Source organism: Candidatus Omnitrophota bacterium (genome assembly GCA_028699255.1).
Lineage (GTDB): Bacteria > Omnitrophota > Gorgyraeia > 2-01-FULL-45-10 > 2-01-FULL-45-10 > FEN-1322.
Window position 1 is genome coordinate 98,205 of sequence record JAQVUX010000004.1, and the last position, 18,654, is coordinate 116,858.

The 18,654-nt window shown below is 47.4% G+C and carries 23 protein-coding genes; 19 read left to right on the plus strand and 4 right to left on the minus strand.

Annotation, left to right across the window (positions count from 1 at the left end):
• Positions 1-5 precede the first annotated feature (5 nt).
• The 6 genes from PHS46_04545 to PHS46_04570 all read left to right on the plus strand — a co-directional run bounded on the left by PHS46_04545 (position 6) and on the right by PHS46_04570 (position 4,201).
• Positions 6-749: a hypothetical protein gene (locus PHS46_04545; GenBank protein ID MDD3905788.1), complete on the plus strand. Its 744-nt coding sequence runs from the start codon at positions 6-8 to the stop codon at positions 747-749.
• Between the two features lie 64 nt (positions 750-813).
• Positions 814-1,428 (plus strand): hypothetical protein, encoded by a 615-nt coding sequence (locus tag PHS46_04550; protein ID MDD3905789.1) that lies wholly within the window; start codon positions 814-816, stop codon positions 1,426-1,428.
• A gap of 15 nt (positions 1,429-1,443) precedes the next feature.
• Positions 1,444-2,076, plus strand: a complete 633-nt coding sequence (locus tag PHS46_04555) for a site-2 protease family protein (protein MDD3905790.1) — start codon at positions 1,444-1,446, stop codon at positions 2,074-2,076.
• A 50-nt stretch (positions 2,077-2,126) separates the two neighbouring features.
• On the plus strand, positions 2,127-2,339 hold the full coding sequence (locus PHS46_04560) for a VF530 family protein (protein ID MDD3905791.1): 213 nt from the start codon (positions 2,127-2,129) through the stop codon (positions 2,337-2,339).
• A 35-nt stretch (positions 2,340-2,374) separates the two neighbouring features.
• The gene (locus tag PHS46_04565; protein ID MDD3905792.1) at positions 2,375-2,956 is read left to right on the plus strand and encodes a pentapeptide repeat-containing protein; all 582 of its coding nucleotides are present in this window, start codon (positions 2,375-2,377) and stop codon (positions 2,954-2,956) included.
• Positions 2,957-3,160: 204 nt separating this feature from the next.
• Positions 3,161-4,201: an exo-alpha-sialidase gene (locus tag PHS46_04570; protein ID MDD3905793.1), complete on the plus strand. Its 1,041-nt coding sequence runs from the start codon at positions 3,161-3,163 to the stop codon at positions 4,199-4,201.
• 67 nt (positions 4,202-4,268) lie between these two features.
• On the opposite strand, the gene PHS46_04575 is transcribed toward PHS46_04570, so the two are convergent.
• Together PHS46_04575 and PHS46_04580 are read right to left on the minus strand one after the other, a co-directional pair.
• On the minus strand, positions 4,269-4,505 hold the full coding sequence (locus PHS46_04575; GenBank protein MDD3905794.1) for a hypothetical protein: 237 nt from the start codon (positions 4,503-4,505) through the stop codon (positions 4,269-4,271).
• Between the two features lie 49 nt (positions 4,506-4,554).
• A complete protein-coding gene (locus tag PHS46_04580; protein MDD3905795.1) occupies positions 4,555-5,541 on the minus strand; it encodes a hypothetical protein in 987 nt (328 codons plus the stop codon).
• Positions 5,542-5,795: 254 nt separating this feature from the next.
• On the opposite strand from PHS46_04580, the gene PHS46_04585 reads away from it, so the two are divergent.
• Positions 5,796-6,011 (plus strand): hypothetical protein, encoded by a 216-nt coding sequence (locus PHS46_04585; protein MDD3905796.1) that lies wholly within the window; start codon positions 5,796-5,798, stop codon positions 6,009-6,011.
• 31 nt (positions 6,012-6,042) lie between these two features.
• Here the strand turns inward: PHS46_04585 and PHS46_04590 are convergent, their stop codons facing one another.
• Positions 6,043-7,761 carry an AMP-binding protein gene (locus PHS46_04590; protein MDD3905797.1) on the minus strand — a complete coding sequence of 573 codons (1,719 nt, stop codon included), beginning with the start codon at positions 7,759-7,761 and terminating at the stop codon, positions 6,043-6,045.
• Positions 7,762-7,799: 38 nt separating this feature from the next.
• A complete protein-coding gene (locus PHS46_04595) occupies positions 7,800-8,582 on the minus strand; it encodes an alpha/beta fold hydrolase (protein ID MDD3905798.1) in 783 nt (260 codons plus the stop codon).
• 273 nt (positions 8,583-8,855) lie between these two features.
• Here PHS46_04595 and PHS46_04600 point away from each other — a divergent pair, with 273 nt between their 5' ends.
• From PHS46_04600 to PHS46_04655, 12 genes are all read left to right on the plus strand, one after another.
• Complete coding sequence (locus PHS46_04600; protein MDD3905799.1) at positions 8,856-9,842, plus strand: hypothetical protein; 987 nt, start codon at positions 8,856-8,858, stop codon at positions 9,840-9,842.
• 22 nt (positions 9,843-9,864) lie between these two features.
• Positions 9,865-10,344, plus strand: a complete 480-nt coding sequence (locus PHS46_04605) for a flavodoxin (protein ID MDD3905800.1) — start codon at positions 9,865-9,867, stop codon at positions 10,342-10,344.
• The gene (locus PHS46_04610; GenBank protein ID MDD3905801.1) at positions 10,341-11,378 is read left to right on the plus strand and encodes an alcohol dehydrogenase catalytic domain-containing protein; all 1,038 of its coding nucleotides are present in this window, start codon (positions 10,341-10,343) and stop codon (positions 11,376-11,378) included. Before PHS46_04605 ends, PHS46_04610 begins: the two co-directional genes overlap by 4 nt.
• A gap of 1 nt (position 11,379) precedes the next feature.
• Complete coding sequence (locus PHS46_04615) at positions 11,380-13,152, plus strand: phosphoenolpyruvate carboxykinase (GTP) (GenBank protein ID MDD3905802.1); 1,773 nt, start codon at positions 11,380-11,382, stop codon at positions 13,150-13,152.
• 18 nt (positions 13,153-13,170) lie between these two features.
• Entirely contained in the window at positions 13,171-13,947 is a 777-nt protein-coding gene (gene lsrF / locus PHS46_04620) for a 3-hydroxy-5-phosphonooxypentane-2,4-dione thiolase (protein MDD3905803.1), read from the plus strand.
• 62 nt (positions 13,948-14,009) lie between these two features.
• Positions 14,010-14,522, plus strand: coding sequence for a peptidoglycan-binding domain-containing protein (locus PHS46_04625; protein MDD3905804.1), 513 nt, complete (start codon positions 14,010-14,012; stop codon positions 14,520-14,522).
• 259 nt (positions 14,523-14,781) lie between these two features.
• Complete coding sequence (locus PHS46_04630; GenBank protein ID MDD3905805.1) at positions 14,782-15,267, plus strand: Lrp/AsnC family transcriptional regulator; 486 nt, start codon at positions 14,782-14,784, stop codon at positions 15,265-15,267.
• A 40-nt stretch (positions 15,268-15,307) separates the two neighbouring features.
• Complete coding sequence (locus PHS46_04635) at positions 15,308-16,489, plus strand: aminotransferase class I/II-fold pyridoxal phosphate-dependent enzyme (protein ID MDD3905806.1); 1,182 nt, start codon at positions 15,308-15,310, stop codon at positions 16,487-16,489.
• A gap of 72 nt (positions 16,490-16,561) precedes the next feature.
• Complete coding sequence (locus PHS46_04640; protein ID MDD3905807.1) at positions 16,562-17,008, plus strand: peptidoglycan-binding domain-containing protein; 447 nt, start codon at positions 16,562-16,564, stop codon at positions 17,006-17,008.
• A 16-nt stretch (positions 17,009-17,024) separates the two neighbouring features.
• Entirely contained in the window at positions 17,025-17,378 is a 354-nt protein-coding gene (locus PHS46_04645; protein MDD3905808.1) for a hypothetical protein, read from the plus strand.
• On the plus strand, positions 17,375-17,809 hold the full coding sequence (locus tag PHS46_04650) for a hypothetical protein (GenBank protein ID MDD3905809.1): 435 nt from the start codon (positions 17,375-17,377) through the stop codon (positions 17,807-17,809). Before PHS46_04645 ends, PHS46_04650 begins: the two co-directional genes overlap by 4 nt.
• Positions 17,810-17,828: 19 nt before the next feature.
• Entirely contained in the window at positions 17,829-18,650 is an 822-nt protein-coding gene (locus tag PHS46_04655; protein MDD3905810.1) for a DUF4912 domain-containing protein, read from the plus strand.
• Positions 18,651-18,654: the final 4 nt, after the last annotated feature.

Sequence of the window (18,654 nt, forward strand, 5' to 3'; positions counted from 1 at the left end):
AAAGGATGAAGAAGAGCCTGATTTTCAGCAGTATATTAGTCTCGGCGTTTTTAGTTGTACATAACGTTTATGCTCAGGAACCCGCAATTGATTATAAGCAATTGATAGCTAAATGCAGTGAGGCAATTAAACAGGCAAAATCATACAATGCTAAGATGGAATACGCAAACTCCTTTACAATTAACTCGCAGGAGAACAAGGGTAATTCCGCGGAGTTAAGCATAGCTTTTATAAGCCCGGACAAATTTAAGATAGCGCAAGTTATAGATGAGGGCTCGGATGAGAAGTTGTGGGACGGCTGGATAGTTATAGGCGATGATTATTATGTTCTTAAGCCGGTTTTCGGATGGGCAAAGGAAGATGACGATAATCGCAAAACAATGTGCAGAGCTTACTCTCCCGAAGGCATTATAAAACAGTTAGCAGAGATCGAAAAGGGGTACAGGAGAGATTCGATAAGCTCTGCTACTAAAGACGGAATAGAATATTTTGTAATCAAATATTTATTCGGCAAAGAATCAATTAATGTCGAATCTTTACCGCCGGAATTAAAAGATAGCAAAATAAACGGAACATATGAAATTTGGATCAATAAAAATAATTATTTACCGGTAAAACAATCGGAGGAAGTTTCCTATTATTCGAATGAGCGGAATAAGGGGACTTCATCAGCGGTCACAAATTATTTCGCATATAATGATGATAAGATAAAAATCGACGTGCCTGTGCCCGGCGATAAGACTTTTTAACAGGATACCATAAATTAAAATGGCAGTTTAAGCGGGGGGATTTTGGCGTGGTAGGGGAGGATATATGATTTCCTGCCCCTATCATCCTCATCCGTGTTATAATTACAGCATGCAGACATATTCCAATCGTAAGCATTGCATTCATTTCCGCCGCAACAGGACTATCAAAACATTCATAATAACCGCCTGCCTCGTTTTTTTATTTACGCTTCCCGCAATGTGCATATCTACCGGTGAGAAAGCGCCTTATTTTAAGATAACTTCGGGCAGTAGTGAAGTTCTTACGGCCGATATGTTGAAAGATAAAATAGCTGTTATCTTTTACGAGACAAAAGATACAAAAGAAAAGAACAGGGCACTCAAAGAAGATCTAAACGCTTTTTACAAAGAGCGATCCGCGAAAATACAAAAAGAAATAATGAAAGTGGCCGTTATACGATGCTCTGCCTTTATGCCGAATATATGGCGACAAAGTTTGCGTGAGAATTCCAAAAAAGAAGGCATGATTATATACGGAGATTGGGATGGTGCCATGCAAAATGAGTACGGTCTGGCCGTTGGAGAAAGTAATTTTATTATTATTGATAAGAACGGCATTGTTATATATACGAGGGCAGGATTTATTCCAAAAGAAGATTTTCCGGCAATAAGAAATATTTTAAATGGTGCAGGAGAATAATGGCCGGGGGTATTTGTGGGATTAATATCGCTTCTCTTCAGTAACCCGGCCCTATTTGTAATTCTCGCCATCCTGCTTTTGTATTCTGTGATAATCCATGAGATTGCTCACGGCTGGGCCGCGTATCTTTTTGGAGATGATACGGCGATGCGTTCCGGCAGGCTTTCTCTTAATCCGATGTTTCATCTCGACCCGGTAGGGACGATAATGCTTTTTATCGTGGGTTTCGGTTGGGCAAAACCGGTACCTGTTGATTATTCGAGGCTGAAAAATTTTCGCCTGGGCCTCATCTCTGTTTCGCTGGCAGGATGCCTGGCAAATATACTCATAGCGGCCATCGCGCTATTTTTGCTTCGGGCCGGTATCGCCGGCTCAAATCCTACGGCTGTATTTTTGTTGTCCCTCGTCGCGAGGATAAATATAATACTTGGAGCCGTCAACCTTATACCGATTCCGCCTCTGGATGGGTCCAAAATACTTATGGGTTTTTTGCCCAGAACCGGACAGGCGATTTTAGCGCGATTCGACACATATGGACTGCTTCTCCTGATGCTCTTGCTTTTTTCAGGCCTTTTGAATCCGGTTATAATGTTCATGCAGAAGGCTATCCTGAGCATGCTAGGATTTCTGTTTGGGATGGTTAGATAAGGATAGCGGGTCAGCGACACTTTACATAACAATATAGAACGAGGTACCCGATGATCGATAATAAACATAAAGATCCGCTTCATGGCGTTACCCTTGAAATGATCCTGATCCATCTGGTCGAGAAATACGGGTGGGAAGAGATGTCGCGGAGGATCAGGATAAATTGCTTCGCCAAAAATCCCAGTATCAAATCTAGCCTGGCATTTTTGCGACGAACTCCCTGGGCCAGAAAAAAAGTGGAATGCCTGTACCTGGGCAAGTGATCTTCAGGAGAAAATGTAACGAAAAAGGACGTTTTATGATATTCGCAGAGCAGGCATTCGAGACGAGGATATTCGAGAGCGTTTCCGCGCTCGGGCAGGATTTTTCCAGAAAAGAATTTTCCGGCTGTACATTCAAAGGGTGCGACTTAAGCGGATGCAGGCTATCCGGCTCGCTATTTAATGACTGCGCGTTTCTTGCCTGCAACCTTTCGAATGTAAAGATAGACGCTTGCAGTTTTCGGCGCGCGACTTTTGAAGAATGTAAGCTTGTCGGCATAGCGTTCTGTACGGTAAATCCGTTTCTTCTCGACTGGAGTTTTAAGAAATGCAGGATAGAGATGTGCGATTTCAGTAATATTAAAATGAAACACAGTCATTTCATCGAGTGCATTATACGCAAGACGGATTTTATCAGCGCCGATCTTACGGAGTCCGACTTTTCCGGCACCGATTTAAGCGGCAGTAGATTTCACCATACAAACCTGGAAAAGTCTGACTTCACAGGTGCTTTTCATTATTACATCGATCCCGCGAATAACAGATTGAAGCGGGCAAAGTTTTCCTATCCCGAGGCCCTGTCATTACTTGCGCCTTTCGAGATCGACATAGACGGTTGATGGTATGTTTATTCAATAAGCAATTAGCGTACCCTTAAGCAAGTAGCAAGTAGCGCACCCTTAAGGGTGCGCTACGAGGATGCGCTACGAGTCCGGATGGCTCCTTGCCCCTTTCGAGATCGATATGCGTAAAGTGACGCGAAAAAATCGCTTGTAATGCTTAAACATAAATGGTAATGTTTAACTCGCCAAAGAAAGGTTTGTATGAATAAAAGAGCGCTTCTTACCATATGTCTGGTATTATTTTTTTCCATATCTGTTTTTGCCGCAAGCAGTGATGCTTCTTATCCCGAGCTACCTTACAAAGAACGCATCTTCCCGCGGGGACTTATACCTTCGTCACATGCGCCGAGTATTGCGGAGTCGCCCGATGGAGAGCTACTCGTCGTATGGCATGCTTCCTGGAACCCGAAGGCGGTTATATGGAGTTCGAGAAAGCCGGCGGGCGCCGATAAGTGGACCATGCCGTCGATCATTAATCGCACCATCGGACGCGGTAATAAAAATCCGGTATTATATTTGGGCAAAAATAAGAAGCTATTTTTATTCTGGGCCGATGAAAAGAAATTTATATTTAAAATAATCATGGACAGACTGCAGGTAAAGACGTCCGAGGATTTCGGGCATACGTGGAGCAAGACCCGCGATGTGGGTATCACGTGGTTTCTCCCGAGGACACATCCTGTAACGCTCGATAACGGTGACATCGTCCTGCCGATATATACGGACTTAAGCACATCTTCCGCCTCAGCTGTTTCTAAAGACGGTGGCATGACATGGCAGGGGCCGAATTATATGCTGTTTTTCTTCGGTATTCAGCCGACTATAATACAGCGCTCCGATTCGAGCTTATTTGCTTTGATGCGCACCGGCATGTGGCCGCGTCTGGCCTGGCAGGCGGAGAGCGCGAATGGCGGCCGGTCATGGAAGAATCAGAAGCTCTCCAATGTGGAAAATCCCGGATACTCTCTTGAAATGATTAAGCTGAAGAGCGGGAATATCGTGCTCGCATTCAATGATTCCAAAAAGAAGCGTTCAAGCCTGAGCCTGGCCTTATCGTACGATGGCGGCAGGACATGGCCATGCGTAAGGACGATCGAAGATGAGCCTGGTAACGTGTTCGGTTATCCTTCCGTTGTGCAGGCCAGGAATGGCCTGATACACGTAGTATATTCTGCCGATGGCAGAAACAATATAGTCCATTTCGTTGCGGATGAGAAATGGCTTGAGGCCGGACGGCGCTAATAGAAACGAGTATACAAAAAACCCTCGGCTTTTGGCCAAGGGTTTTTTATTGCAATGACGCGCTGTTTTATTCTCCCGGCGCAGGTTCCGGCGCGGCATCTTTTACCGCAGGAATCGCGGGGGGAACAGGAGCGCCCGCTTCATCGGCAGGTGGCGCCGCCGGTTCGTCCGCCGTGCTCATTGCCGAAGCATCCTTTTCACCGGACGATCCAGCCGGACATTCACCGCATCCGGCACTGGCATACGGAACTACAGCTCCAATAAGCCCCAGCGTTATAAACAATATTGCCAACATTTTCTTCATATCGTCCTCCTTTTGTATAACATAAGTATAGCACATACTTGTTTGTTTGTCAATTTATGTTAAAATCTCTAAGATCGAAACCTAATCCTTTGCAAATCGCGACCGCTTTTGTTGTAATATCATTTTTTAGGGCATCTTCTTTTTCCATCGCTTTCTCCCGTAACAACAACCCGCTTCTTACGAATGTCGCAAAAACAAATCCATCCTGACTTATGCCGGTTTTTTTTATTGCGTCATAGTTGTTTAGGACATGAATCGTACAGTCAAATCTTGTGTTTACGCCGGATTCGGATTGCCAACCAATGCCATTTTTAAGAGCCTCGACAAATCTTACAGGGTCATATTTTACGTAGTCGAAAAAATAAAGCACCTCGACGTTTTTGACGTCGAACGGAATTTGCAGAAAAGGGTTAAGTTTTTTCATCCCCTTAATTATCCCGAAGCTATAATTTTCCCGTATGCAAAAATATATATACCTCAGGCTATGGTAGAAAAATAGCCATATATTAAGTAGGTTAAGATTTGACCCCGGAAATAGAGAAAAAACTTTAGATATCTGCGTCATTACTTTTTTTATGGTATTTTTACCATAAGTATTTCTAGAGGGAGGTTTCGAATAGACAAGAGATTTACTTTCAAAAAGAGTGGCTCCCCATAATATAAAATGTATCTTTCGCTTAAAACATTCTTTCATTACCGCCGCCCTAATATCGTTTTCGCAGTAGGTGCACAAATTTACAAATCTTCTTAGGTACTTTGAGATGTAGAGCATTTCTATGACTATTTGATGACGAAATTTGGAATTGGTTATTATGAGATCGACGTTTAAGTTTTTGCAGATATTTTTAACGTTTTGAATTGCGGTTTGAGGCACAAAACCGGAATCGAAAAATACCGCCAGAGGCTTAAGGCTGAGATTCTTGACGGCGTACATCAATACATATGAACTATCCTTTCCGCCGCTTATTGGTACGACGCAATCGTACTCGTAGTTTTTTTGCGACCTTATTTTCTCTAAAAGCTTTTTCGGGCCCAATTTACCGTCTAAACCGTATGCAGATCGGTCGAAGTTTCTGCAAAATGTGCATAATCCATTTTCTATAGTAACTCCTGGGCAAGAATCCGGTATTATGCATCTTCGGCATATTTGCATCTATCGTTCCTCCGTTATTATTTTTTACATTATAGCATACCGCACAATAATTGCGGATAGCGTATTTTTGTGCGGGTATTGAATTACCGATACTCTGTGATATACTTATACCGTTATTCTATGAAAAGGGGGAGAGCATGAAGAAGATTTTTATCGCGGCGATGGTTTTTGCATTTGCGATAGGATTAAGCGCGATGGGATATTGCCAGGATGAAACCGCGGATGACAGGGCTATGGTTCAGTCCGAATCACAGATGGATTCCGGGCTTAGTTCCGAGATAGCGAGTGATCGGGCACAGAGCCAGGCCGAAGTGGATCAGGTCGACAGGTCGATGGATATCAGCGGTAATTAAAAACAATAAATAGCCGGCGCCTAATCGCCGGCTATTTTGTGCCCTTTACTATCCTTAACACCGCATCTCTTCGTATTTTTCGTGTTGCTGTTTTCGGAAGTTCTTCATAAGATATTTTGAAACTCATTATTCTTTTGTGCGGGGCGAGTTCTTTGCTAAGCCGGTTGACTTCGGCGGATATTTTATTTAAAACCGCTTCTTCGCTGGTGATATTCTCCTGCTCCAGTAACTCGCGGTTGGGCACGATGACGGCATAGACCTCTTCGTGCCCTTTACGCAAACCCCGCTCGGCGGTCTTCGGCAGAACGCATAATTCTTTTATATATAGGCTCTTTCCGATAACTTCTTCGACTTCTTCGGGGAAGACTTTTTTCCCGCCGCCCAGGATTATTATGTTCTTCTTCCTGCCCGATATATATAGGAAGCCGTCTTTGTCGAAATAACCCAGATCACCGGTATGGAACCAGCCGTCTTTGATAACCTCTGCGGTCTTTTCCGCCCGCATGAAATATCCCTTCATAACATGAGGGCCACGCGTGATTATTTCGCCCTCGGCATCTGTGTCGGAAGCTTTCAATATCTTTACCTCGACACCGGGCAGGGGTTTGCCGACCGAGCCGAAGCGGTTTTCCGTGAAAGTATTGACCGAGATGACCGGCGCTGTCTCCGTGAGCCCGTACCCCTGCAATATTCTGAAACCCAGCGCATTCATGCCGATCTCGACGTCGAGATCCAGCGGCGCGCCGCCGCTTATAAATGTGTGTAGGCGGGAGCCGAATTCTTTATGGATGGACGGAAAGAATATTCTACCCATGCGTATGTTGTATTTGAGCAAAATTGTCGATAAAGATAATAGCGCACCGAAGATCTCGCGTTTTAACGGCGGTAGCTTTGATACCTTCTTCATTATGCCAGTCCAGATGAGTTTCAGGACGAGCGGTACGCATATCATCGCGGTCGTGCCGGTTTCCCGCATGAGAGGCATGAGAGTATTCGTCTTCAATGTGTCGCAATAAGTTACACACGAGCCCGCGTATAGCGGCGCGAGGAATCCGCCTGTTATCTCGAGCATGTGATTGAGCGGTAGGACGGAGAGTAGCCGTTCTTTCGGTGTGCATTGTATGATCTGGCTGAACTCGAGCATCTGGAAGAGGAGGTTCTTATAGCTGATCTCCACACCCTTGGCGACCCCGGTGGTGCCGGAGGTATAGACAATTATCGCCGTATCGTGGGGATGCACCGGGCGTTCCCTTTCTTTGCCACGGTGCGGCCTGAGCTTGTTCAGAGATATCATGTCCGTGCGCGTGCTATTGTCGAGAAGTATTATGTTGTGCAGATGAGGCAGGACTATGCGCAGGCGGTCGATAGTGCCTATGTGTGAAGCGCTTACAAATATGCATTTGGCCCGGCTGTCGTTTAGTATGAACTGTATTTCGCTGTCGGAAAGTTTGACGTCTATCGGCAGGATGATGCCGCCGGAAGATATGATGCCGAAATACGCGCCTGCCCACTCGGGCCTGTTCTCGGAAAATATAGCGACCCGGTCGCCTTTATCTATCCCGAGATTTATCAGTACGGAAGATATGCTTACGGCGCGCCGGGCTAATTTGACGTAGGATATTTCCCGGAAAGTACCGTTATCGTTTTTTATCCGGAGGGCGGTTTTATTACCATATTTTTTGTTTATCGCTTCGAGGACGTCTTTTATCGTAACGCTTTTCAGGACGTCTTTTACCATCGAATCTATCATAATATTCCCCTGGAATCAAACTTCGGAGACGAATGTTATCAGATCCGCTTGTTGAGCCAACGCAGGAGGTCGTCGAATACTTTTTCCCGGCCGAGTTCCATGGTGAGCGAGTGGCGCATCCCGGGATATTCTATGATATCTTTATGCTCGAACTTTATGCCGTCGAATATCTTTCTGCTCGCCTTGGAGCATACGAAGGTGTCGGCGCCGGCGAGGAGGAAGAGGGTGTCGGTCCTGACTTTATGTTTGAAAAGCTTGCTGGAGAGTTGGCCGAGGAGAATGCTTTGCAGGAGTACGGGTGTGGCCAGCTTGTGCTCGAGCTTATCATTATCCATGATTTTTTTGCATTCCGGGTCGCGTGTACACATCTCGTTTGTGAATGGCATGACGAATTGCTTTTTGGCGTTGTAGAAACGCGCCGAGACCATACGGATATATTCCATTATGGAAAAATTGAGGCTACTCTTGAACCCGGGCGATACGCAGATGAGCCCGCGAAAAAGACGCGGTTTTTTTATTACGGTGAGAAAACCAGTCAGCCCGCCCATGCTTTCTCCGGCTAAGAATACCGGGATGCGTTTATGTTCCCGTCGGATAATACTGTAAAGCCGCCGGATATCATTGATATAGGTATTGAGCGAATCTATATGGCCTTTTACGCCATCCGTGTTACCGAAACCCTTTAGCTCTATCGAGTAGCAGGATATACCGTGTCCGACTAAGAAATTGGCTACGAATTCCCAATTGTTGCTGTGACCGCCGAGGCCGTGGACCATGAGCATGGCGGCTCGAGGGGACGAACAGCCCCATTGCCTGTACATTATGCCTCTTTTATCGCAACGTTTCATGAAAATATTATACCACAGGTAGAAATAACCGCGTAGGTTATTTGAGTGAATGATAGCGGGATAACCGCGTAGGTTATTTGAGTAAAATAACTGGCCAACCTACGCGGTTGGAGGGGTGTTGGTGTCAGATAACCGCGTAGGTTATTTGACGGTAAGCGCCTGTACAACCTACGCGGTTGGGGTGGTGTTTTAATCTTGCGAACAGTTTTTGTTTAATGTAAAATTGAATGCTTCGAGAGGTGCTATATGCAGCGTGTCCGTTATGAAGTTGATCCTTATAATAGGTTGGTGATTGCCGACGACGGCTCCACCGGCGATCTTCCGAAGTTTCGACAGGCCATCGACGGGCAATTCAAGCTCGACGAATATAATAATCTGTCCTATCGCGTAAAGGCGCCGCTCTCCGAAGGCGATGATATTCCGCATCAGGTGGATATCGGCGGCAGTTGGCGGCTCGGAGACAAGCACGAGCTTAGGCTTGCCGTGGAGCAGGCTTCGCGCAAGACGTTCGGCGACGAGATAACCTTACAGGGCGATATTTTAGACGTCGATAAAAACTCGCTTCTTTTTTCGATTACTACGAGGACCAAGGCCGGCGGCCGTTCGACATACATAATGGCGCTCAAGGGCGTATGGAAAGCGGATGAAAATAACCGGTTGTCTTTTTACGCCCGGCGGGAAAATGGTAATACCGACGCCCTGGTTTTTAATGGGGCCTGGGAGATAAACAAGAATCATCAGATAGTCTATAGATACGAAAAGACGCACGAGCTTGTATTCAAAGGACACTGGGACATAAAAGAGAAGTTTCGTCTGACATATCTGATGGATGTCAATTCTTCGTCGGCGTTTGAGTTCAAGGTCGGCGCAGGAGTGATGAAGGAAGATTATATAGCGTACGAGGCCGGCATAGGATTTCAGCGCGGGCTCAAAAAGATAAAGAAAAGGATCACTTTATACGGCGCGTGGAAATTAAAGAAAGACACGGGGTTAGTTTTTGAGATAGAATATGAATCCGGCGAGTTTTATTCCATCCTCTTCGGCGCGGATTGCGCGCTCGGACGGGGAGGCGTGGTATCGTTTAAACTCAAAGAAGGCGTTAGCGGACGGGATCTCGGGATGTCCGTGAAGTTATCCCGGGATATACTGGGAGGCGACGGCGAATTATTTATGCGCGCTCTGGCGTCGCGGCGGGAGTTGGCCGTATACGCGGGCGCGGCGTGGAGATTTTGACAGGTCAATGGAGGGGGAAAAGATGAAGACGCTCGTAACTTACTATTCATACAGCGGAAATACCGACAGGATCGCCGGAATATTTGGCAGGATGCTCGAGACAAGAGGCGAGGTTCATGTTCAGCGTCTTAAGCCTGTAACCGAAATAAAAAGTTTCATCGGCCAGTGCCGCGCGGCGCGGAAGGCGGAGAAAGCGATACTTCAGGAAGGCGTAAGGTTTGACGTTACTTCCTACGATCTTGTTTTGATCGGCTCGCCTGTATGGGCATTCGCTCCGGTACCTGCGATAAATACATTTTTAGCGAACCTGACCGGATTGAAAGATAAACGCGTGATAGTTCTTTTGACATCCGGCAGTGGATTGGGCGTGAAGAATTGTTTTAAAAACATCAGGGCGATTCTTGAGGCAAAAGGCGCTTCCAGGATAGACGAGATAAATATTCCGGACAAGAAAAATAAAGACAACGATTTTGTGGCGGCGTCACTGCAGAAGGTATTATGAAGAATATGCGCGTGTCGGTATATTACGGAAATAAAGATATACGGCTTGAGGAGAGGACGGTGCCGCGGATAGGCGACGGCGAGCTTCTCGTCCGGATAGAGGCGAGCGGGATATGCGGCAGTGACTGTCTCGAGTGGTATCGCATAGACAGAGTTCCGCTGGTGCTGGGCCATGAGATAGCGGGCGTCGTCGTCGAGGCGGGCAAAGGTGTCGTGAGATTTAAGATCGGCGACAGGGTGTCGGTGTCGCATCACGTGCCGTGCGGGGAGTGTAGATTCTGCCGTGATGGGCACGAGACGGTGTGTGATACGCTGAGAAAGACGAATTTCGATCCGGGCGGTTTCTGTGAATTCGTCCGGGTTCCGAAGATAAATGTGGATAAAGGCACGTACCTGATTCCCGACGATGTGTCGTTAGAGGAAGCGACTTTTATTGAACCGCTCGCCTGTGTCGTCAGAGGCCAGCGTTTAGCGAATTTTAAAAAGGATAATACCGTTCTTATCATCGGGAGCGGCATATCAGGCCTTCTGCATATTCAGCTCGCGAAGGCCAACGGCGCCAGACGTATCATCGCTACCGATATCGCGCCTTCGCGGCTTGCCGCCGCAAAAAGGTTCGGCGCCGACTATGCGATAAATGCCGGAGAATATACCCCGGCGATGCTAAAAGATCTGAATGACGGCTGTCTCGCCGACCGTGTTGTAATTTGCGCGGGCGCGGACGCGGCATTTGAACAGGCCCTCAAGTCTGTAGAGCGAGGCGGCACGGTGCTTATATTCGCCGCGGCCCGGAAGGGGGCGCTTCTCCCTGTTCCGACGAACGAAATATTCTGGAGGAATGAAGTAACTATTACCGGTTCGTATGCCGGAAGCCCCGACGATCATGTTAAGGCATTAGAAAAAATTACCTCGCATAAAATAAACGCTTATGATATGATAACGCATCGTTTCGGATTAAAGGAGGCGGGCTTAGGATTTAAGCTCGTGGCCGAAGCAAAAGACTCAATAAAAGTTATAATAAAACCACAGGAATAATATGGCTACACCACTTGAGAAATGGGTTGAAGAACAGGCGAAACTGACAAATCCCGATAAGGTCTATTGGTGCGACGGTTCCGAAAAAGAGGCGCGCCATCTCGTCGAGATCGGTATGAAGGAAGAAGACATCGACGGTAGCCCGATCTTCCTGGAATTGAACCATAAGACATTCCCGAATAGTTATCTGCACAGGAGCCATTCGACCGATGTCGCGCGTACCGAGCATTGCACATTCATCTGTCATCCGGATAAAGAGACGGCCGGTCCGAACAATAACTGGATGGACCCCGAAGAAGCGAAGGCACGGATGAGGAAGCTCTCCGCAGGATGTATGCGCGGCCGGACGATGTATGTACTGCCTTATATGATGGGCCATCCGGATTCGCCGTATTCCAAAGCGTGTGTCCAGCTTACGGACGTCTCATACGTCGCGGTAAGCATGAGGATAATGACGCGCATGACCAAAGATGTTATTGGAAAGATAGGCGGCAATGAGAACTTTGTCAAAGGACTTCATTCGGTAGGCGATTTTAATCCGGAGAAACGTTTCATAATGCATTTCCCCGATGAGCATTTTGTATGGAGCATCGGTTCCGGATACGGCGGCAACGCCCTTCTCGGCAAAAAATGCTTCGCTTTGCGGATAGCGTCGTGGCTTGGTTTGAAAGAAGGCTGGCTTGCCGAACACATGGTCGTGATGGGTATACAGGACCCGAAAGGTAATATTTCGTACATAACGGCGGCGCTTCCGAGCGCTTGCGGCAAGACGAACCTTGCGATGCTTGAGTCGGCGCTCCCCGGATATAAAGTGTGGATCATAGGAGACGATATCGCCTGGCTCAACATAGGCCCGGACGGAAGATTGTGGGCGATAAACCCGGAGAGCGGATTGTTCGGAGTAGCGCCCGGCACGTCGATGAAGACGAATCCGAATATGATGCGCACGCTCAAGGCAGGGACATTCTATCCGACGCTGTTTACTAACACAGCGCTCGATGCGGACAAAAATGAGCCCTGGTGGGAAGGTATAGACGGCGGGATACCGGAAAATCTTTTAGACTGGCAGGGAAAGAAATGGGATAAGTCGGTGGGTACCAAGGCCGCCCAGCCGAATTCCAGGTTCACCGCATCTATATATCAATGCCCGACGCTATCGCCGGAGTTCGATAATCCTAAAGGTGTTCCGATATCGGCTATAATATTCGGCGGGAAAAGGAGACACGTCAACCCGCTCGTCATGGAAGGATTTAATTGGCGGCATGGCGTATTTATGGGCTCGAGGATGGGCTCGGAGACGACGGCGGCCGCGACTCATAAAGAAGGTGTGGTGCGGAGAGATCCGATGGCGATGTTGCCGTTCTGCGGTTACAATATGGCCGATTATTTCGGGCATTGGCTTAATATGGGTAAACGTATTACCAATCCGCCCAAGATATTTTCCGTCAACTGGTTCAGGACCGATGATAACGGTAAATATATCTGGCCCGGATTCGGCGATAACATAAGAGTGCTGAAATGGATAATCGACAGGGCTAATAACAGAGTCGGCGCGAAAGAGACGGCCATAGGGCTGGTTCCGCATATAAAAGATCTGGAAATGAAAGGCCTTAATATTCCAGCGGAAAATCTGGAGAAACTTTTTGCCGTAGATACTGCGGGATGGAAACGCGAAGCCGAAGACACCGAAACGTTCTTCAATAAATTCGGCGATCGCATACCGCAGGAAATGCGGGATGAATTAAAGCAGATGAAGGAAAAGCTTAACGGATAGCTCAGGGAGGGACTTAAGATGGACTGGGGAATGGCGAATAGGATGTCGCGTTTGTTTAGGCCGGATACCGGGAAAGCCGTATGGCTGGCCGTGGATCACGGTTATTTTTTAGGGCCGATATCGCGTCTCGAAGAGCCCGGCAAAACCATAAAGCCTCTTTTGTCTTTTACCGATGCGCTTATGTTGTCGCGCGGCGTCTTAAGGAACTGCGTCGAAACTTCTTTGAATATCCCCGTGATATTGAGAGTATCCGGCGGTAATAGTATAGCAGGCCCGGCGCTTTCAAATGAATCAGTGCAGGTCGCGATGGACGACGCCGTGCGTTTAAACGCGTCTGCGGTTGCGCTTTCTATATATGTGGGCACGGAACACGAACACCAGACGCTTTCGGCATTGAGCAGTCTCGTCAATGAGGGGCATAGGTGCGGCCTGCCGGTTCTCGCCGTAACTGCCGTTGGCAAAGAGCTCGCGAAGCGGGATGCGCGGTATCTGGGCTTGTGTTGCAGGATCGCCGCGGAACTTGGCGCGCAGGTCGTCAAAACGTACTACTGCGATGATTTCGAGAAGGTGGTAAAGTCGTGTCCCGTGCCGCTTGTAATAGCTGGAGGGCCGAAACTGAATACGCCGCTCGATGTGTTGAAATTGGCGCATAGCGCGATAGGTGAGGGCGCCAAAGGCGTCGATATGGGCAGGAACATCTGGCAGTCCGATAACGCTGTCGGCATGATAAAGGCGGTGCGTAAGATTGTCCACGAAGGCGCGAGCGTAAAAGAAGCTGCAAAGTTGATAAAATAACATTTGCTTTTTGTTTAATTAAGGCATATACTTTTTAAAGCGAACTAACCGGGAGGAAAGGGATGGCAAGAAAAAATTTTGTATTTGCGGTTGCGGTATTATTAGCTATATTCATGGTATCCGGATGCAGTACTGTACCGAAAAAGTTTAAGGAAGAGGTCGGCGGAATAAAGTCGAAGGTTGATACTCTCGAATCGAGAGTTGAAAGTGTGGAATCGAAGCAGGCGGAGTCCGAGAGGCTCGTAAGTCAGCAGAGCCAGACGATCGAGGAGATGAGAAGCGAAAAGTCAAGGAACGTAAACACCAACGTAATGACTCGCTCCGGAACGGTTTCGGTAAAAGCGCGGGAGAGCGTAAAGGAAATTCAAAACTGTTTGAAGAATGCCGGGTTCTACAAAGGCGCGATAGACGGCGTAAAGGGCAGGGGCACCAAGAAGGCGATCAAAGAATTTCAGAGAGCGAATGGCCTTAAGGCTGACGGCAAGGTAGGGTCGAAGACGTGGGAAGCATTGTCCAGATATGCATCCGCGCCGGCTCAGGGTGCAGGTGCCGTAGAAGAGGGAGCGACGAAGTAGTAAAATTTAAAAGTCAAAAATTAAAACTTCAAGGGGCGCCCTCAAAAATATGTGCGGCGCCCCTTTTGAGTTAGATATGATAACCCCGCCGGGAGTGAAAAAAAGGGCGGGGCGATTGCCTGAGTTAGATATGATAACCCCGCCGGGAGTGAAAAAAAGGGCGGGGCGATTGCCTGAGTTAGATATGATAACCCCGCCGGGAGTGAAAAAAAGGGCGGGGCGATTGCCTGAGTTAGATAACATCAATCGGAGGTATGATATGAACGAGATTCTGGAAATACTGGAGAAGAATGCCCGGGCGACGCCCGAAGAGATAGCGAAGATGCTCGATATTACCCCGGCATCTGTGAAGAATTCGATAAAGAAGCTGGAGAAAGAAGGCGTCATATTAAAGTACAAGACGATAATAAATAAAGAGATTATCAGAGAAGAAGACTCCGGAGTTCGCGCGTTAATAGAGGTGAGAGTTACGCCGCAGAAGAACGTAGGTTTTGAGGCCATTGCCGAACGTATATACCAATTTCCGGAGGTGACGAGTTGTTATCTGATGTCGGGAGCTTACGACCTTCTGATCGTCGTCGAGGGAAGCAATATACAAAAGGTAGCGAGTTTTGTCGCGGAGAAGCTTTCCTCCATGGAGAATGTCCGCGGGACCGCGACTCATTTCATATTAAAAAAATACAAAGAAGACGGGGATATATTAAAACAGCCGCAGTCCTCGAAGCGCCCGGCGATCACATTGTAAATGTAAAAGATCTATGTTCGTAAAACGATAAGGTTATTTTATGAGTATGAAAATATCTAAACTGGTCGAACAGATACCGCCGTCGGGGATACGGGTATTTTTTGAGCTCGTCCTTGGCATGAAGGACGTCATATCTCTGGGCGTCGGCGAACCGGATTTTGTCACGCCATGGAATATCAGAGAGCGGGCCATATATTCTCTCGAGGAAGGCTACACGTCCTATACCTCGAACAAAGGTATGGTAGAGCTTCGCCGCGAGATATCGCGCTACCTTAAACGCAAACACGGACTGGACTATGATCCGGAGGAAGAGATACTGGTTACGGTCGGTGTGAGCGAAGGATTTGATCTGGCCGTAAGAGCGATAACCGACAGAGGCGATAAGATACTTATCCAGGAGCCTGCCTATGTTTCATACGGGCCTGTTTCGACTATCTGCGGCGGTAAGCCCGTTCCGATAAAGACATTCCCCGAGGATGATTTTAAAGTAACATCGCGCCAGATATTGAAGTCCTGCGATAGGAAGACGAAGGCGATGGTATTAAGCTATCCAAACAATCCTACGGGCAATTCCTATTCGAAGAAAGAATTAAAAGCGATCGCAGGCGCGGTTGTGAGAAAAAACCTTATTGTTATAAGTGACGAGATATATTGCGATCTCACTTACGATTTTGAGCATACAGCTTTTGCTACATTGCCCGGGATGAGGGCTCGGACGATATATTTGAACGGATTCTCGAAGGCATTCGCGATGACCGGATGGAGGATAGGCTATGCCTGCGGCCCAAAAGAAATAATAGCCGCGATGACAAAGATACATCAGTATACTATGATGTGTGTGCCGATAACCTCGCAGATGGCCGCGATGGAGGCTCTGAGGAACGGGGAGAAGTCCGTGCAGGAGATGAAGCGCGAATACAGGCGCCGTCGCGAATTCGTCATCGCGCGATTGAATGAGATGGGTCTTTCGTGCCACAAGCCCGAGGGGGCGTTTTACGCTTTCCCGTCCATAAAGAAGTTCGGGCTGTCATCGCTTGAGTTTTCGAGCCGTCTTCTTAAAGAAGAGAAGGTGGCGGTTGTGCCCGGCACGGCATTCGGCAGTTGCGGTGAAGGATATGTAAGAATATCCTACGCTACCGGTTTTGATAAACTGAAAGAGGCCATGAACAGGATGGAGAGATTTTTACAGAATGTTACTAATGCGCCGCCTTCTGCCAGATAGGGCTTGACAAAGCGATATGTCGGGGTATAATTTTATTGTATATTATGACAGTATATAAAAAAGGAGGAGTAAATGAACAAAGCATTTTTAATGATAGCCGTCGCGGCATTGGTCATTATGCCGCTTGCAGTTTTTGGTTGTAAGGGTAAAGTTGAGAAAGCTCAAGGCCTGGAAACGAGTGCAGTGATGCCCGAAGCGATGACTCCGGCCGGCGATACGCTTGCCACACCGGAACCATCTCAGGTAGTAGCGACGGAAACTATACCTCCGTCTGCGGCCCCTCAGTTATCCACAGAGCCGGTTGTACAGCCTGTTAAGACGAGCGTCGATAATAGGAATAAGGATATTCAGACTGCATTAAAGAACGCGGGATTTTATGCCGGCTCCATAGACGGAAAGATAGGACCTAAGACGAAAAAAGCTATAGGCGAGTTCCAGAAATCTAAAGGATTGAAAGCTGACGGCAAGGTTGGGCCTAAGACATGGGCCGAACTCGAAAAATATTTAGTCCAACAGTAAAAAGGAGGAGTTTTTAATGAAGTCCCTGAAATTATTCCTGGTGTTTGTACTTGCCGCATCTCTCGTATCGCTGGCGGGTTGCGGTGTACCGAAAGATAAATACGAAGCGCTTCTTAATGAAAAGATTGCGCTGGAAGAAAAAGTATCCGTTCTGACCGCCTCAAAAGATGCGCTCAGGAAAGAGTATGACAGTCTGTTGCAGGATAAAATGGACCTGGCGACCAAACTGGAGACGATTAATAACGAGAAGACCGCGCTTAAGGGCGAATACGATAAAATACTCGACGAGAAGGTCGTTCTCAAGGCGGCTTATGATAAGCTTGTAGCCGGCACTAATAAAGACGCTGTGAAAAAGGAGGGGTCTTTATGAAGAAGTACGTATTAAGCGTATTATTACTCGCGGGTTTGTTTGCCATCCCGGGGTATTGCCAGGATAACCAGCCACCCGCAGAAACTGTCGGGCAACCTCCGGCAGTTATTCAACCGGTTCAACCTCAGGAAATGGCTATTTATGGAGAGGTCAAAACTGTAAATACTGCGGCTGATTCTATCACTGTCCAGTATTATGATTACGACAGCGACGAAGAGAAGATTATAGAGATAGCTATTGATGGCACTACAAAGATAGAGAATGCATCTACTGTAAATGACATAAAGCAAGGGAATTGGACCGATGTTATTTATTCAGTTGTGGATGGAAAAAATATTGCCAGATCTGTAATAGTAGAGAAAGAGGAAGAGATTCCGCCTGTAGAGATGCCGTCCGCGGACGCGTCACAGGAAGCGCCGAAAGCCCAATAATTTAAAAGGAGCGTTCACTATGGCGTCCAGTCCTTCAAAAGCCGGACAGAGGAAAGAATTCAGATTTCCTGCCGGCTACGGTGATAACAAGATAGTTCTTCTTGTAAGGGATCCTTGGTGGCTCTTCGCGTATTGGGAGATCAGGAAGGGCAAGGAAGACGAAGTAACTGGCAAGATGAAGGCGTCTGGCGAAAAACCGGCAAAGTCTATCCTCCGGGTATATGATGTCACAGGTATAAAGTTTAACGGGCGGAACGCCCGTTCTTTTTTTGACATAGACCTGAAGAATATGGCAAGCACCTGGTATATAAACGCGAACTCTCCGGACAGTTCGTGGGTTGTCGATATAGGTATCGTCTCTAACAAAGGTAATTTTTATCTTCTGGCCAGATCCAATATAGTAACAACTCCGCGTTTTGGGATATCCGACCAGATTGATATCGAATGGAAGGCTCCGGAAGACGATTTTTTGAAGATGTTCGGTTTATCCGGAGGCATGGGTGTCGGGAAGGGATCGTTGGAAGTAAGGGAAATGTTCCGTAAACATCTCGAAGAACAGGTAACATCCGGTAACATATCAAGTGGCGCCTCTTTTTACAGAAAGCCGTCGGATCGGAAGTTTTGGCTCGTTGTGAATTGTGAGCTTATCGTCTATGGAGCTACGGAGCCGGATGCCAAACTGAAGGTACAAGGCAAAGATGTGAAACTCAGGCATGATGGCACGTTCACCATGAGATTCGCTCTTCCCGACGGAAAGCAGGAGATCCCGGTCGAGGCTACCTCAAATGACGGCAAAGACCGCCGTCGCATAACCCCTATAGTAACGAGAAAGACAGAGTAGCTAT

Bases quoted from the DNA above. Each gene is read 5' to 3' on its own strand.
- PHS46_04605 (MDD3905800.1), top strand. From the start codon at position 9,865: ATGAAGACGCTCGTAACTTACTATTCATACAGCGGAAATACCGACAGG.
- PHS46_04655 (MDD3905810.1), top strand. From the start codon at position 17,829: ATGGCGTCCAGTCCTTCAAAAGCCGGACAGAGGAAAGAATTCAGATTT.
- PHS46_04560 (MDD3905791.1), top strand. From the start codon at position 2,127: ATGATCGATAATAAACATAAAGATCCGCTTCATGGCGTTACCCTTGAA.
- PHS46_04590 (MDD3905797.1), bottom strand. From the start codon at position 7,761: ATGATAGATTCGATGGTAAAAGACGTCCTGAAAAGCGTTACGATAAAA.
- PHS46_04565 (MDD3905792.1), top strand. From the start codon at position 2,375: ATGATATTCGCAGAGCAGGCATTCGAGACGAGGATATTCGAGAGCGTT.
- PHS46_04585 (MDD3905796.1), top strand. From the start codon at position 5,796: ATGAAGAAGATTTTTATCGCGGCGATGGTTTTTGCATTTGCGATAGGA.
- PHS46_04630 (MDD3905805.1), top strand. From the start codon at position 14,782: ATGAACGAGATTCTGGAAATACTGGAGAAGAATGCCCGGGCGACGCCC.
- PHS46_04595 (MDD3905798.1), bottom strand. From the start codon at position 8,582: ATGTACAGGCAATGGGGCTGTTCGTCCCCTCGAGCCGCCATGCTCATG.
- PHS46_04600 (MDD3905799.1), top strand. From the start codon at position 8,856: ATGCAGCGTGTCCGTTATGAAGTTGATCCTTATAATAGGTTGGTGATT.
- PHS46_04650 (MDD3905809.1), top strand. From the start codon at position 17,375: ATGAAGAAGTACGTATTAAGCGTATTATTACTCGCGGGTTTGTTTGCC.
- PHS46_04615 (MDD3905802.1), top strand. From the start codon at position 11,380: ATGGCTACACCACTTGAGAAATGGGTTGAAGAACAGGCGAAACTGACA.
- PHS46_04545 (MDD3905788.1), top strand. From the start codon at position 6: ATGAAGAAGAGCCTGATTTTCAGCAGTATATTAGTCTCGGCGTTTTTA.
- lsrF (MDD3905803.1), top strand. From the start codon at position 13,171: ATGGACTGGGGAATGGCGAATAGGATGTCGCGTTTGTTTAGGCCGGAT.
- PHS46_04570 (MDD3905793.1), top strand. From the start codon at position 3,161: ATGAATAAAAGAGCGCTTCTTACCATATGTCTGGTATTATTTTTTTCC.
- PHS46_04635 (MDD3905806.1), top strand. From the start codon at position 15,308: ATGAGTATGAAAATATCTAAACTGGTCGAACAGATACCGCCGTCGGGG.
- PHS46_04640 (MDD3905807.1), top strand. From the start codon at position 16,562: ATGAACAAAGCATTTTTAATGATAGCCGTCGCGGCATTGGTCATTATG.
- PHS46_04550 (MDD3905789.1), top strand. From the start codon at position 814: ATGATTTCCTGCCCCTATCATCCTCATCCGTGTTATAATTACAGCATG.
- PHS46_04625 (MDD3905804.1), top strand. From the start codon at position 14,010: ATGGCAAGAAAAAATTTTGTATTTGCGGTTGCGGTATTATTAGCTATA.
- PHS46_04575 (MDD3905794.1), bottom strand. From the start codon at position 4,505: ATGAAGAAAATGTTGGCAATATTGTTTATAACGCTGGGGCTTATTGGA.
- PHS46_04610 (MDD3905801.1), top strand. From the start codon at position 10,341: ATGAAGAATATGCGCGTGTCGGTATATTACGGAAATAAAGATATACGG.
- PHS46_04645 (MDD3905808.1), top strand. From the start codon at position 17,025: ATGAAGTCCCTGAAATTATTCCTGGTGTTTGTACTTGCCGCATCTCTC.